Source organism: Psychrobacter sp. H27 (assembly GCF_059072655.1).
Map to the genome: position 1 here is coordinate 2920006 of NZ_JCACRX010000001.1, position 14603 is coordinate 2934608.

Consider the following 14603-nt stretch of genomic DNA (forward strand, 5'->3'; position numbering starts at 1 on the left):
AAATTAATGCTCGGCCCACTCAACTGAGTTCAGGTCAACACCTTCTTGGTACATATCCCAAAGTGGTGATAGGGCACGCAGTTTGTCAACAGCTTCATGCATTTGCTTAATAACGGTATCGATGTCTTCGTCAGTCGTATAACGACCAAAGCTGAAGCGGATTGAGCTGTGTGCCAATTCATCTGGACGACCGATAGCGCGCAACACGTATGATGGCTCAAGCGTTGCTGATGTACAGGCTGATCCTGACGATACAGCTAAATCTTTTAGCGACATCATTAGCGACTCACCTTCAACAAAGTTAAAGCTGATATTAACGATATTAGGTACGCTATTTTCAAGATCGCCGTTTAGATAAATCTCTTCGATATCTTGAAGACCATCCCACAGCTTTTGACGTAATTTTGCTGCATGAGCATGATCTGTCTCAAAGCTTTCGTTAGCTAGAGCAAATGCGGCACCAAGACCAACGATCTGATGCGTCGGCAGTGTACCTGAACGCATACCACGCTCATGACCACCACCATGTTGCTCTGCTTTTAGACGAATACGTGGCTTACGACGAACAAATAATGCGCCGATACCTTTAGGGCCATACGCTTTATGACCTGAGAAGCTCATCAAATCAATTTTCATTTCTTCAAGGTCGATTTTTACTTTACCAACAGACTGTGCGCCATCGACGTGGAATACTACGCCAGCTTCACGAGTGATTTCACCGATTGCAGTCACATCAGTAATGGTACCAAGCTCGTTGTTCACCATCATAAGTGATACTAAGATAGTATCGTCACGTAGCGCTTCTTTTACTTGCCCTGCTAAGATAAGGCCAGTGCTTGGTTGCGGCTCAAGATAAGTAATCTCAAAACCTTCTTGCTCAAGCTCACGGCACGTGTCTAGCACTGCTTTATGCTCAATTTTGCTAGTGATGATGTGTTTACCACGAGACTGATAGAAGTGAGCTGCACCTTTAATAGCTAGGTTGTCAGACTCAGTCGCGCCAGAAGTAAAGACGATTTCGCGTGGATCAGCGTTGATAACTTCAGCAACTTGTCCGCGAGCAGTCTCAACAGCTTCTTCTGCTTGCCAGCCATAGCCATGTGAGCGAGAGGCTGGATTACCAAAAATGCCATCTACTGTCAGATATTCGCTCATCTTAGCAGCTACTGGTCTAGCAACTGGTGTGGTGGCGGCATAATCTAAGTATATAAGGTTGTTATGTTGGCTCATGCTGGGTTTGCCTCGCTGTTCGATAAAGTAATAGTATTGATGTCTTTTATGGAAATATCTTTTGTAGAGGTGTGCTGACGCTCTGATACTGACTGCACGTTTTCCATATCTAATAATTGCGCTAATGTTATATTTTTCAAGTACTGCTCAATATGATTTGATAGTGCACACCATAGGTCATGGGTCAGGCACATTGTACCACCTTGACAGTCACCGCGTCCTTCACACTGCATGGCATTTACCGACTCATCGACCGCAGATATGATACTCATCACATCTATCTCATCTAATGGTTTAGCTAGGTGGTAGCCACCTGCAGCACCGCGGATACTGGTCACAAGACCACGCTTGCGAAGTTTGGAAAACAACTGTTCGAGGTAGGAGATAGAAATCGATTGTCGTTTAGCGATATCAGATAAAGAAACGGCACTGTCTTGTTGACTGGTTTGTAGTGCTAAATCTAATAAAGCAGTGACAGCATATCTGCCTCGAGTAGTTAAACGCATGTGTCATCTCCAAACTTGTATGTCATTTTTATTTAACAACGATCTTAGAAGGGTATATAGAAAGGTAATACTATAGCGATATAGAATTTTGCAATCTCGCCCAACTAAGTTGTGTTCTATCGTTATTAGACAACAGATGGTTAGCCCGATGTATGCAACGATTAGGTCAATTATACTTAATCCTGAGTAATTTAGTCAAGATTAAAGTGTGGTCGAACGGTTAATAGAGCTTATCGCTATGATTGATAAAAACAATGACGTGTGACATGCACTTATAAACCAGTAGTAGAGTTGGTTATATATACAGATTATAAAAAGCTTGTTAAATAATGGGTAGTGATAAGGTAGCTAGCGATAAAGGTATGGAGTAGAGAGGAGAGTGCTATATATAAGCATTTAGTACTACTTCGAGTATTAAACGCTTATGTATAGCTAGTATTAAGTATATAAGTGTTGAAACTGGTTTTGATTAGCGTTAGTTCATAAGTAGAGCAATGACTGAGCCGATCATAATGACAAGCGCTACGACGGTCACAACCACTAAGGTTTTTTGCTTACTTTGTAGCTCTTTTACCGTGGTCTCAAGCTCGCGGTTTTTGATGGTCAATGTATTAATTTGAGTTTGTTGTTCTTTGATGCGCTGCTTGTAGTTATCTTTTTTCTCTGCCATTTCAGCATCGGTCGATTTGGTTTTGCCTTTACCGCCTTTTATTTTTCTGATCAAACCCTGAATCAGGCTGCCAAGACCAAGCTGTATAATGAACTGCTTGACCAGTTGCACTTGTAGAGATTCACCGCGCATTTGTAATTTTTCGGTTGTTTCCCTGTCATGAGTCGTGATGGCATTGATGACCTGAATACTATAGGCATTGATGACAACATCAGGCTCGCTACGTCCAACAGGTAGCTGAGCATCCAATAACACACCTTTGGTGCTAAAAGTAGCAAACACTTCTACATGAGGTAGGTATAAACGTAGTGCCACAACGGTACCCTGCTTAGCAAGTGGATAAGCGGCTTTACGCAGTTCAGGATCTAAACGCAACAATAGTGTTAGCGCTGACTCTATGAACACCAGAATAATATTAAGAAGAGAGTGAGACAACGTAGAACGCTTCATGCAAGTAATCCATTTTTTTATTTAGCAAATTGAACATCAGTAAACTTAAGTTTATCTGCATACAGAATTTGCAGTGATATTTCGTTTATAGTAACGCCTTTATAATAAAAAGTAACGCTAGTTTCTGTCAGTGGCAAAATTATTACAGTACAATTTAGCAGTCAATAAAGACACTACTATTTATGACTGGCAGTGCACAGACACCGTCTGACAATCGTTTCAAAGCATAAATAGATATGCAGGGTAGTTAGATAGGATAAAGTAACCTGCCTGAATACAGGTTGCAGATGTTTTGCGTAACATTGGGTGTCAAATACGTAGTATATCGCACAAAAATATGTAAAATCGCTTGCGCTCCTTATGCTGCCTTGATATAAAGACGATAACAAAGTGAAACCTGTTAATACGCCAGTCAGGTAGTTTTTATTGCGTAAGTACCATGAGAGCGTTACAATGCTTGGCGTGAGCGTTTATTACCCCCTTAAACTTGAAGGAAATTTTATGAATAAGTCAGAATTAATTGATAGCATCGCGGACAAAAGTGGTCTAAATAAGACTCAAGCTGGTGATGCTTTGAATGCTGTAATGGAAAGTGTTGGCGAAGCTTTAGAAGCTGGCGATAGCATCTCTCTAGTTGGTTTCGGTACTTTTAGCGTAAAAGATCGCAAAGCGCGCACGGGCCGTAACCCAAAAACTGGTGAAGAGCTAAGCATCCCAGCAAGCAAAGTACCAAGCTTTAAAGCTGGCAAAAACCTAAAAGAGCGCTTGAACTAAGACGCCCTATAGCAAATGGGTGCTTTGGCTGATGTCATAAGCTAAGCACCAAGAAAGCACCTAATATTTAGGTGCTTTTTTTGTCGCTATAGTTTGCATCATATAACGTGAATAATACGATGTGAATATTTTGAGTATAGATGAAAAATCACGTATCATAGGGCGCGCGATAGATGCGTTGTTCAAGTAAGGTTTGCTATTCAGCCTTGTTTTATTTTATAACATGCAGACGTTCTTCTTTTTTGCCATTGCCGGCTTAGATAGCATTGATATTGGCAGGTTGCATTTATTGGCTCCTAGCGGTATTACAATGGTTTTTCATCAATATAGGTTAATAAAGCAGAGATAACTATGGATAAATTGCGCGATTTCTTAAAAAGCTGGCCGGGTCGCATTTTATTGATTTTATGCCTATCGCCACTTGCCTTATTGGGTGTCGAAAGCTATTTTGGCGGTGGAGTTGATCCCAATCAAGTCGCTCAGGTAGGTGAGGCAAGCGTAGGGTTGTCCGAGTATCAGACTGCCGTCAATAACCGCCGTAGCGAAATACTCGAGCAAGTTGATGATGCCAGTTTATTAAATGAAGACGTACTGCATGAACAAGTGCTAAAAGGTCTGATTGACCGTACCCTGTTAGAGCAGCAGGCGGGCAAGCTTGGCATGACAGTCTCTGATGATACGATCAATCGTCTACTGCGCGAAGAAGATATATTTAAAGACGCGGATGGCAATTTTTCTAATGACCAGTTTTCAAACTTCTTGCGTCAACGTGGTATGACCAAAAACCAGTTGTTTGCAGAGTTTCGTAATCAGCTAAGTTTGGATCAATTGAATGCCAGTATCGTAGGGACAGCGGTATATCCCATGCAGGCGGTTAGTCAGTTAATTGACTTACAACTAGAGTCACGCAATGTCTGGATACACCGTTTTAACTGGCAAGACTACGCAGATCAGGTCAAGCTCAGCAAAGCCGACATCCAAACGTACTATGATGCCAACAAAGACACATTAAAAAGTGCGGCGATGGTCAATTTGGCTTACATCCAGCTTAGCCCGCAGACCATCAAAGTCGATGAGATAACCTCAGAAGAATTACAGCAGCAGTATGAAGCGTATAAGCAAAGTATTGCTGCTACTGACGAGCGCCGAGTGAGCCAAATTCTATTGACGGGTGATGACGCTAAGACACGAGCAGACAAAATCAAAGCGCGCTTAGCGAAAGGCGAGTCTTTTGCTGCTGTGGCCAAAACAGAATCAGATGACCCTTCAGGAGAAACAGGCGGTGATATCGGTCGATTCAACCCTTCTGTATTTGGTAGTGATGCTGATACGGTTCAGAATGCGTTAGAAGGATTGAGCGTCGGTGATGTGACCGCACCTATCAAAACCAGCTTTGGCTATCAGATATTTACAGTTACCGAAGACAATGGTGAAAAAATACCGAGTCTTGAGAGTATGCGTGAAGAGCTAACAGCAAAAGCGAAAGAATATAAGCGTCAAGAGATTTATGCGGACAAAGTAACGTCGATTAATGATTTGGCAGCAGATGGTTTTAGTATCGAAGATATAGCACAGCAAGAGAATGTGACGCTAAAAAATATCAAAGATTACCGCAAACAAAACAACAGCTCAGTCCTGTCGCAACCAGCAGTGGTCAAACAGGCTTTTGATGAGTTTACGATTCAAGATCAAGCAGTAACAGCTGGTATAGAAGTCGGTAATGGTACGGTATGGGTACAACCAACCAACTATCGTCCTACCAAGACGCTTGCTCTGAGTGCTGCTACACCAAGAATCACTCAGATATTACGTCAGCAAAGAGCCACAGCATTGGCACTAAAAGAAGCCAAGGCGGTAGCTGCTGGTATCAAAACATCAGGCGATATCTCTAAGCAGTCAGTAAGCTTACGAGCATTGGGTGAGATAAACCGTCAGACGACACTGCTAACAGACAAAGAGCGCGGCTTGGCTTTTAGCAAGCAAGCTACTGATGGTAACGTGGTAGCCCTTGCTAGTGAGACTGAGCTTGGTGCAACGCTGTTGGTGGGTGATCGCATCCAAACTGAGCAACAGTCACAACTGTCTGATATGCAACGAGCGCAGACCGCTAGCATCATTCGTGACAATTTGGGTCAAGATCAGTTGCAAGACTACTTAGATTATCTGCGTCTGATGTATCAGGTTGAGATCAATGAATCTAATATGGCTAATGCGCAAGGACGCTAAGCGTTTATCCTGTTACTAAAAAAAAGCATTGACCGAAAAAAAGCCACTGTAACGTTACAGTGGCTTTTTTGTGGATAGCACTTATATTGTGAAGGTTGATTATAAGTAGCAGCTGAATATCACGACTGCTATTTGTGTCAATCTATAAAACGACATGACAGCCTAATGACGGAAATGACGCATACCTGTAAATACCATCGCAATACCATGCTCATTGGCAGCAGCAATGGTCTCGTCGTCACGCATAGAGCCGCCTGGCTGAATGATAGCAGAGATACCCACTTCGGCAGCGTTATCGATACCGTCACGGAAAGGGAAGAAGGCATCTGAGGCCATGACCGCACCTTCAGTAGCTAATCCAGCATGTTCTGCTTTGATAGCAGCGATACGTGCTGAGTTGACGCGGCTCATTTGACCTGCACCAACCCCGATGGTACGTTGACCTTTGGCATAAACAATAGCATTAGATTTGACATATTTTGCCACGTTCCAGCTGAACAACAGATCTGCCACTTGTGCTTCAGTTGGCTGGACATCAGTTACAATTTTTAGATCGTTTGCGGTAATCAAACCAAGGTCTTGCTCTTGTACCAGTAGACCACCATTGACGCGCTTATAGTCTAGCTGACTATCACGTTGATCTGGTGCTGGTAGCTCGCCGCATACCAATACGCGTACGTTCTTCTTAGTCACTGTCGCTTCAAGCACACCGTCTTCAATGCTAGGCGCAATGATGACTTCTACAAATTGATTGTCAATGATGGCCTTTGCAGCAGCAAGGGTCAATGGACGGTTGAATGCAATGATACCGCCAAAAGAAGACTCAGGGTCAGTGCTAAAAGCAGTGCGATAGGCCGCTACTTGATCATTATCAACTGCAACACCGCAAGGATTGGCATGTTTGACGATTACGCAAGCAGGGGTACTAAAGGCTTTTACGCATTCAAGGGCAGCATCAGTATCGGCAATATTGTTATATGATAGCGCCTTACCTTGCAACTGCTTAGCTGTAGCGATAGAGGCCTGCTGGCTTTTTAGGGGTTGGTTTTCAGTATAAAATGCCGCGTTTTGATGCGGGTTTTCACCATAGCGTAGGTCTTGTGCTTTTTCTAGCTGTACATTGAATGTACGTGAGAAGTTTTCTGGCTCTTGTGTCTCATTGACACGGCTACCTAAGAAATTGGCAATCATACCGTCATACTGTGCGGTATGCTCAAAGGCTTTGACTGCCAAATCGTAGCGCAGCGCAGTGGTTAGCTCAGTGGTACCATCTAAAGCATCAATTACGCGATCATAGTCGGCAGGGTCAGTTACGATACCAACATGAGCGTGATTCTTTGCCGCTGAACGTACCATAGTAGGGCCGCCAATATCGATATTTTCGATAGCATCGTTCATAGCCACGTCAGCGCGAGCAATCGTCTCAGCAAATGGATATAAGTTTACGACCACCAAATCAATACGTTCGATGGCGTGGTCACTCATAATCGCATCGTCTGTTCCACGACGACCCAAAATACCACCATGGATTTTAGGGTGCAGTGTCTTTACACGACCATCCATCATTTCAGGAAAGCCGGTGTAGTCTGAAACTTCCGTCACAGCAACATTGTTTTCTGTAAGTAGGCGATAAGTACCGCCAGTAGAGAGTAAGCCAAAACCTGCTTTGATAAGGTCTTGAGCAAACTCAACGATATTGGATTTATCAGAGACCGAGAGTAGGGCAAGTGGGGTTGTACTCATAAAAAATCTTCCATAAAAAAAGCCTGACGTAAACGTCTGGCAAGGTGGTGATGACAATGAGCATAAACTCTATCGTGATAGATAAAGCTATAAATATTCAATTGCCATGCATGATAATTAGCGACGATGAGTAAGCTCATATAGCAGTGCTACATTAAGTCGTAGGTTTTGAGTTTTTTGCGTAAAGTACCCCGATTCAGACCCAATATTTGCGCACACTTGGTTTGATTGCCACGAGTCTTTTCGAGAACCACAGATAAAAGAGGCTCCTCAACCTGTTTTAAGATCAGTTCGTATAGGTCGGTCGGCATCTCGTCACCTAGCATTGCAAAGTATTGACGTACCACACGCTCAACATGTACATGCAGAGGTTGTTGTACGCTACTCGCAGCACTATCTAAAGAGCGCGAAAAATCATGAGTAGAGGAGTGATAGTCTTCTTTATTATAGTCGGCAGGATGCTCAGAGCTTTTAGCAAAATGGTGGGCATTATGCTGTGCATGAGGTGCCATAAGATAATATCCTTGAAATGAAAAAAGTGTCAAACCATAAGATGTCAGAATAATAGTATATCAAATTAATATCGTATAACGCTGACAGATTGATGGCTATCTTGATTACAACGATACGCATCGAGAGTAAGTATGGTGCATATCACCTATGAAAAATATTTATGCTGATACCAATAAAAATCAATAAAGTGGTGTCATGGTAACTTCACGGATTTGTCTGTCGTCAACGGGTATAGTAAACAGCAGACGTTTTTTATCGTTAGCGGGTAGCTGGCTTTGTTTACCCAATAAGTAATCGGTGGGCGCTGCAATAAACTCTCCGATAAGGCTATCGGCGCCATAAACACTAACTTTTATATTTGGATAGAGCTGCGCTTGTGTGCTTTGGTTGTTAAGTGTCGCACTTATATCGCTAAATGTGCCCGCTGTTTGTATTTGGCTGGCTCTATGATTTGGAGTAGTGATAGTAAAAGCAGTCAAGTCTGCACTTGGCAAGCTGCACGCTGCAACAGAGCATACGGCTTGTAGCCTTTTGGCATTGGCAGGATTCTTGACTAAAGTCTCTAAATTAAACATAACATATTGTGCAGCAAGCAGGAGCGCCAATACCAAGCACCCGAGTATCCAAAGGATAGAGGCGATCGAAAGTGCTACTGATGTGGGCGCAAAATGTGCCTGTGCTATTTTTGCACGTTCTGCGGCAGAGATTTCTTCATCTCTAATAGGAACACCCATATCTATTAGTAGCTGTGATAAATCTGTGTCGTTTATTGGCTTTTCGTCGCGTTTACTTTGCTCGTCAAGAAGTGCCTCAAGCCATGAGTTGTCAGTTGTATCATCTACACTGGCGTGAATGTCATTGGCGGCTGCAGAACTGAGGACTTCTTGTGCTATCGAGGAAGACTCTGGTACCACATGTGTCGTAGCAGGTTTTGCCATTGGATCGTTATTTTTATGTTTAATATCAGAGGGCGAGTGTTGCCCAGTAGCTGATGTTTCTGTAGTAGAAGGTGTGTTGCTGACTTGGGTCAGCCAAGCATCCATACTATCTAAAGATGCATATTCTGTAGGATTATCGTCTGGCTCATCAATATCCATATCATCGTAGATAAGATCATCATGAATGAGAGTGTCAGATGAACGTTTTTGATTGAGTGACGGTTTAGTATTAGGACGTTTTGCTTTAGTATTTTGAATTGCTGAGGTATCAGAAGTTACGACGAGGTTCTTGTTGACCAAAAAACTTTGATGACACTGATCACAGCTGACGGTAGCATTGACTTTATTTAGCTGAGTTTGTTGAATATTAAAGTAAGCTTGGCAATGAGGGCACTGAGTTTTTATAGGGGTGGTCATAGGGCCGAATCCAAAAAAGTATGGTTATCAATACCGCATCGCCACTCACCAACAGCTACCTACAGTGCTCTTAAGATTATATCAATCATGAGCAAAGACAGAGTGGCGTCAAACACCTAACGTTTGACTGCCCTCTATCGTAACAGATGTAATTAAATGTTGCTAGCTAGTAAATGTACCAGATAAACGCTGCCAATGTTGGTCTTCTTGAGCGGTAAAAGCATGTTTAGGATCGAGAGCAAAATAGGGCTGATAAGCGGCCATAACTTGCTCAGTTTGTGACTCAATCAAGCCTGCTAAAACAATACGGCCCTTTGGTGCAATCAAGGTTGAGAAGTAAGGCGCCAAGCCAATTAAAGGTTTTGCTAGGATATTTGCGACGATGATTTCTACAGGTAAGATATTGTTTTGCGAACAGTGTTCAGTAAACGCTTCTGGCAAAAACGCTTGCAGACGGTCACCCACATGATTGCGTACCGCGTTTTGGTTGGTCGCGAGCACCGCTTGCGGGTCGATATCAACTGCATATACTTGGCGTGCACCCAATAATAAAGCAGCGATACCTAAAATACCTGAGCCACAACCGTAATCGATGACCACTTTATCTGTCAAATCTTGCTCTGTCAGCCAATCAAGGCAGAGACGAGTTGTAGCATGGTAACCGGTACCAAAAGCTAAGCCTGGATCCATGATGATATTTGTCGCCTGAGGGTTAGGCGGCGTTAGCCAGTCTGGCACAATCCATAAGTCATTGGCACATTCAATAGGATGATAGTTGCTCATCCATTCGCGCTCCCAGTCTTTGTCATCAACGGCCGTTAGCCAAATGCGGGTCGCTTGTACTTGTGCTGCGATTTCGTGACTGAGCTGCTCAACAGCCTGACGGCTACCAGAATCAGTGGTCGCGTCAAATAAACCAGTCAATATCACCTCATCCCACAGTGGGGATTCGCCTGGTAGTGGTTCAAACAAAGGCTGATCACCTGCATCATCTAGGGCAATTGATAGAGCGCCGGCCTCTAATAAAAGCGCTTCGGCCAAATCGACGTTTGATTTTTCACATTGTAAGTGCAGTTGTTGCCATGCCATAAAGATAACCTTAAGCTAAAATAATAAATGTGTATTTTGAATGAAAGACAGATATTTGGTGTCGAAAGTGGGACGCCAAATATCTGTCAAATAATAATTCGAAATTTTATAGGTTTCTGAGTAGATCCCTATCAGTTAGATATCTGCCTATTAACTATGTATCGTCTATCAACTATGTACCTGTCTATTAGCGCAAAGCTCGCCTTGCTTCATTGATAACGCGTGAATTACCTTGGGCTTGACCTGATTGTAAGATAATTTGCCACAGTGCCCGTCTGCGATTGGCATCTTGTGACACACTAAGACCGCGCCGCGCCATTGCTTCTGCCTTGCGTGGTTGGTTCTTTTTCAAGGCGACTTGGGCCAAATAGAAGTACACGGCGGATGATTTAGGTGCCAAACGCTGTGCGCGAGTGAAGCTATTTTCGGCGTTGGTCAGTTGACCGGCTTTTAGCTGATTGATACCGACCTGCATCAAGTTACGAAATGCAGGCAATGTACTGTTGTTGCTGGTCGACTGTTGCGCCCGTTGTTGCGAGTTTTTTCGTGCCTGCTCCAGTAAATCGTTGTGGGAGGGTGCTGATGGCTCAGAGATGATATAGTCATTACGCGAGGGTACGGCAATGCCTAGGTCAGGCTCTGTCGTTACTGGAGTAGAGGGCTCAAATATAGGCGCCTCTTGCGTCAATGGGTTTGGCGACTCGAGCTGCTCAGGTGGGATATAAGGCTCAACTGGATACTCATTTTCATCATCTACGTCAACAATGGGCGCCTGGGTGATGATTGTTGTGCTTGCAACTGGCGGCTGTGATGATGGGATTGTCTGTATCGGTACTGTGTTTGTCGCAGTTGTCGACGTACTGGGTACGGTCTGACAAGCGCTGAGACTCAGCATGCCGGCTAAGGCACCACCTACAAGCAAAGTGTTGGCTGACATCAGCTTTTGGCGCCACTGAGTCACTTCTTCTTTAACAGTGGCAAATTGCTGTAAAGATGGGATCATGTCGAGACCTTTTTTAAATATTAAAAGCTAAATATCAAAAATAACGTTAGAACCATTCAACAGCACGGTCGTACCAAGTATCAGCGCGTTCTTCGTTACCATTGTCTTGCTCATTGCTGTTTTCTGAATCCGTGTTCTCAACTGCTTCACCATTTGGAATCTCTAAACCTTCACGGCGACGCTGCTGATTGATGGCACCTTGCTGGCTCTGGAATTGCGTTTGCTCACGGGCACGATCTTGTTGGTACAAACTCAGCGCACAGCTACTGGCTTCTTCTGGTAGATACGCGGACATGACTGGTAAATAGCGCGCATTGGCACAGCGCTCATTAGACAGCTTGCCTGAGTTGTTCTCTAACCACAACCATTCTATACCTTCTGGTTCTGGTAACGCTACAGGGGTGAGTTTTAGACGATTCATGTAGTCAACCCAGACAGGAAGCGCACCAGTACCACCGCTCAGGCCAATAGGTTTGTTGTCATCACGGCCAACCCAAACCACACTGACATAGTTGCCGCTATAGCCTGCAAACCAAGCATCACGGTAATCATTCGTCGTTCCCGTTTTACCAGCAAGGTTTAGATTGCTACCAAGCGACTGGGCACGTCTGGCGGTACCGTTTGAAACCACCTGCTGTAGCGCATAGTTCGTCAAAAAGTTGGTCTCAGGTGGAATGCTACGCTGAGTGTTCAATCCAGTACGCTGCAAAATACGCCCACGATCGTCAATAACCGTACGAATACTATGAATAGGGGTGCGGAAACCACCAGTGGCAAAGACCTGATAAATACCCAGCATATCCATTGGGCTAAGATTGACAGAACCTAACAATGCTGATGGGTACGGTGGTATCTTTTCTTCAACTCCCATACGGCGTAATTGTTTGGCAAAGGTATCAACCCCAAATTCCATACCCAGACGTACCGCAGATTGGTTATAAGATTGCGATAATCCTGTGGTAAAAGGTACATAGCCATGATCGCGGTTGTCATAGTTTTTGGGATTCCAGTCGGTACCATCGCTTAGGTTGACTGTGATAGGGGAGTCATCCACTGAGCTTGCCAAGTTATAACGACCACTCTCAAGCGCTGTCATATAAATAATAGGCTTCAATAAAGAACCAACTTGGCGTTTGGCATCAACAGCACGGTTGAATCCTGTGAACTCACTGCCACTACCGACGACAGAAACCAGTTCACCAGTCTCCGGGTTGGCACTGACGAGCGCCCCTTGCAAGTCTTTAGTTTTGCTACCGCTACGGCGCAGTTCACCAAGTTTCTTATCAACTGCTTTATCTGCTGCTAATTGCGCGATAGGGTCTAAGGTGCTGATAATAATGAGACCTTCGTTTTTGAGATCGTCTGAATAGTAAACAGTGTTGAGCTCGCGTTTAACGATATCCAAAAAGTCAGGGAACTGGCTTTTGCCTTCGGCAGGTTTGTCCACGATACCAAGAGGCTGCTCTAAGGCTTTATCGTAATCCTCTTGGCTTAGCGTGCCCACTGTGAGCATGTTATTAAGTACCACATCACGGCGTGCTTTTGAATCGTTTGGGTTGCGGCGAGGGTTATAAATACTTGGTCCCTTTGCCATACCAACTAGCATGGCTTGCTGATCTAAGCGCAGTTCATTGAGCGGTTTGTCAAAATAAAACTGTGCGGCCAATCCAAAACCGTTAATAGAGCGGTTGCCATTTTGACCCAAATAAATCTCATTCAAATAGGTTTGTAGGATCTCATCTTTGCTGTAATGCAGTTCAAGCAATACTGCCATTAACGCTTCGTTGGCTTTGCGCTTTATGGTGCGATCTGAGTTGAGATAAAAGTTTTTGATAAGCTGCTGGGTAATGGTTGAGCCGCCCTGTCTTGCGCCACCAGAAAAATTATTGTAAACAGCACGAGCAATACCACGTATCGACACGCCTTTGTGCTCATAAAATGCGCGATCTTCGGTGGCAATCAAAGCGTCAATCAATGGCTGAGGCACGTCATCTAATGACACCACCATTCGATCTTCGTTACTATCAGGATAGATGCCACCGATATTCACTGGCTCTAGACGTATGATGCCGCTTTTGGCAGGTACGGTACTTTGAATAGAGTCCACTTTATTATTAGCAATCGTCATTTTGATGACTTGCTCAGCATCTTTGTCGCTGGAGCTATAAGTAAAGCCGCGTGTATGGATAAAATAAGTATTGCCTGATCTATGGTAAGTACCAGTACGGTCGTAAGCTTTATTGCTCTGATAATTAAGCAATTCTAGCCACGTCTTCATCGTATCTCTATCGACGTTGGCGCCTTGATACAGCTCAAGTGGTTGCGAGTATACTTTGGCTGGAATATCCCAACGCTTACCTTCAAACTTATGGGTAATGGTGCGATCAAGTTTGATCAGGTACAGGGCCAAGAGCACCATGCCTGCGATGATAACAATTAATAGAAGGCTACTAAACACCAAGCCGCGCTGCTGTGAAGGTAATGTACTCATAGCAGGCTTAGATGATGGAGCTGACTTAGTATTTAATAACTTAAAATTGGATTTTTGCACGGACGTCGCACCATTTTTGGATAAAAAACTGCCTCATAATGACGTAAATTGATGAATTTTTCAATCTATCATCGTCAACGGGCGCATTCATTGGCATCAGAGCAGTGCTGATGTTACTGCCTAGGGTGATTGCTTGTAGTATAATCTTAACTGAAACACCGTTAAGAGCAGTGAGGTGTGAGCAACTTGTATAGCGTTGATAAACGTATATAGGATAACAATTTATTATTGCTGCAACGATGTAATTTGTATGAAACTGCTGCTGGATTTATTTTTACCATCAGCCTTCTGCTGTTTATTTTATGCTAACAGTAGCAATGCCAATATCAATTAATAGCAGTCTCGATTAATAGTAGTCGCAATCAATAGTAATCTTAACGAGTAGTAACTCCAATTAGTAACAGTTTCAACCAGTAGTAATGTCAGTATCGTCAAAAATGACTGTTCTTATTTAATTAATAGTCAATAACAGCAAGCTTGCTTTTAGTGAGTA

The 14603-nt window shown here is 43.6% G+C and carries 11 protein-coding genes; 2 read left to right on the top strand and 9 right to left on the bottom strand.

Annotated elements, in window-relative coordinates; genetic code table 11:
* Positions 1 to 3: 3 nt before the first annotated feature.
* The 3 genes from AC5JPY_RS12070 to AC5JPY_RS12080 form a co-directional block, all read right to left on the bottom strand.
* Entirely contained in the window at positions 4 to 1230 is a 1227-nt protein-coding gene (locus AC5JPY_RS12070) for an IscS subfamily cysteine desulfurase (protein ID WP_493852589.1), read from the bottom strand.
* The gene (locus AC5JPY_RS12075; RefSeq protein ID WP_443524498.1) at positions 1227 to 1736 is read right to left on the bottom strand and encodes an Rrf2 family transcriptional regulator; all 510 of its coding nucleotides are present in this window, start codon (positions 1734 to 1736) and stop codon (positions 1227 to 1229) included. The genes AC5JPY_RS12070 and AC5JPY_RS12075 overlap by 4 nt, the downstream gene beginning before the upstream one ends.
* Positions 1737 to 2211: 475 nt before the next feature.
* Positions 2212 to 2856 (bottom strand): hypothetical protein, encoded by a 645-nt coding sequence (locus tag AC5JPY_RS12080; protein ID WP_493852590.1) that lies wholly within the window; start codon positions 2854 to 2856, stop codon positions 2212 to 2214.
* 453 nt (positions 2857 to 3309) lie between these two features.
* On the opposite strand from AC5JPY_RS12080, the gene AC5JPY_RS12085 reads away from it, so the two are divergent.
* A complete protein-coding gene (locus AC5JPY_RS12085; protein ID WP_161808411.1) occupies positions 3310 to 3630 on the top strand; it encodes an HU family DNA-binding protein in 321 nt (106 codons plus the stop codon).
* 351 nt (positions 3631 to 3981) lie between these two features.
* On the top strand, positions 3982 to 5856 hold the full coding sequence (locus AC5JPY_RS12090; RefSeq protein ID WP_493852591.1) for a SurA N-terminal domain-containing protein: 1875 nt from the start codon (positions 3982 to 3984) through the stop codon (positions 5854 to 5856).
* 162 nt (positions 5857 to 6018) lie between these two features.
* On the opposite strand, the gene purH is transcribed toward AC5JPY_RS12090, so the two are convergent.
* From purH to mrcB, 6 genes are all read right to left on the bottom strand, one after another.
* Positions 6019 to 7599, bottom strand: a complete 1581-nt coding sequence (gene purH / locus AC5JPY_RS12095; RefSeq protein ID WP_493852592.1) for a bifunctional phosphoribosylaminoimidazolecarboxamide formyltransferase/IMP cyclohydrolase — start codon at positions 7597 to 7599, stop codon at positions 6019 to 6021.
* A 149-nt stretch (positions 7600 to 7748) separates the two neighbouring features.
* Complete coding sequence (fis, locus tag AC5JPY_RS12100; protein WP_443524491.1) at positions 7749 to 8111, bottom strand: DNA-binding transcriptional regulator Fis; 363 nt, start codon at positions 8109 to 8111, stop codon at positions 7749 to 7751.
* A gap of 180 nt (positions 8112 to 8291) precedes the next feature.
* Entirely contained in the window at positions 8292 to 9467 is a 1176-nt protein-coding gene (locus AC5JPY_RS12105) for an MJ0042-type zinc finger domain-containing protein (protein WP_493852593.1), read from the bottom strand.
* A 162-nt stretch (positions 9468 to 9629) separates the two neighbouring features.
* Positions 9630 to 10556, bottom strand: a complete 927-nt coding sequence (gene prmA, locus AC5JPY_RS12110) for a 50S ribosomal protein L11 methyltransferase (RefSeq protein ID WP_493852594.1) — start codon at positions 10554 to 10556, stop codon at positions 9630 to 9632.
* A gap of 187 nt (positions 10557 to 10743) precedes the next feature.
* Positions 10744 to 11559: a tetratricopeptide repeat protein gene (locus AC5JPY_RS12115; RefSeq protein ID WP_493852595.1), complete on the bottom strand. Its 816-nt coding sequence runs from the start codon at positions 11557 to 11559 to the stop codon at positions 10744 to 10746.
* Positions 11560 to 11605: 46 nt separating this feature from the next.
* Positions 11606 to 14050 carry a penicillin-binding protein 1B gene (mrcB, locus tag AC5JPY_RS12120; RefSeq protein WP_493852596.1) on the bottom strand — a complete coding sequence of 815 codons (2445 nt, stop codon included), beginning with the start codon at positions 14048 to 14050 and terminating at the stop codon, positions 11606 to 11608.
* Positions 14051 to 14603: the final 553 nt, after the last annotated feature.

Coding starts and splice junctions, on each gene's coding strand:
- purH (WP_493852592.1), bottom strand. CDS start 7,599: ATGAGTACAACCCCACTTGCCCTACTCTCGGTCTCTGATAAATCCAAT.
- mrcB (WP_493852596.1), bottom strand. CDS start 14,050: ATGAGTACATTACCTTCACAGCAGCGCGGCTTGGTGTTTAGTAGCCTT.
- prmA (WP_493852594.1), bottom strand. CDS start 10,556: ATGGCATGGCAACAACTGCACTTACAATGTGAAAAATCAAACGTCGAT.
- fis (WP_443524491.1), bottom strand. CDS start 8,111: ATGGCACCTCATGCACAGCATAATGCCCACCATTTTGCTAAAAGCTCT.
- AC5JPY_RS12075 (WP_443524498.1), bottom strand. CDS start 1,736: ATGCGTTTAACTACTCGAGGCAGATATGCTGTCACTGCTTTATTAGAT.
- AC5JPY_RS12080 (WP_493852590.1), bottom strand. CDS start 2,856: ATGAAGCGTTCTACGTTGTCTCACTCTCTTCTTAATATTATTCTGGTG.
- AC5JPY_RS12115 (WP_493852595.1), bottom strand. CDS start 11,559: ATGATCCCATCTTTACAGCAATTTGCCACTGTTAAAGAAGAAGTGACT.
- AC5JPY_RS12070 (WP_493852589.1), bottom strand. CDS start 1,230: ATGAGCCAACATAACAACCTTATATACTTAGATTATGCCGCCACCACA.
- AC5JPY_RS12105 (WP_493852593.1), bottom strand. CDS start 9,467: ATGACCACCCCTATAAAAACTCAGTGCCCTCATTGCCAAGCTTACTTT.
- AC5JPY_RS12090 (WP_493852591.1), top strand. CDS start 3,982: ATGGATAAATTGCGCGATTTCTTAAAAAGCTGGCCGGGTCGCATTTTA.
- AC5JPY_RS12085 (WP_161808411.1), top strand. CDS start 3,310: ATGCTTGGCGTGAGCGTTTATTACCCCCTTAAACTTGAAGGAAATTTT.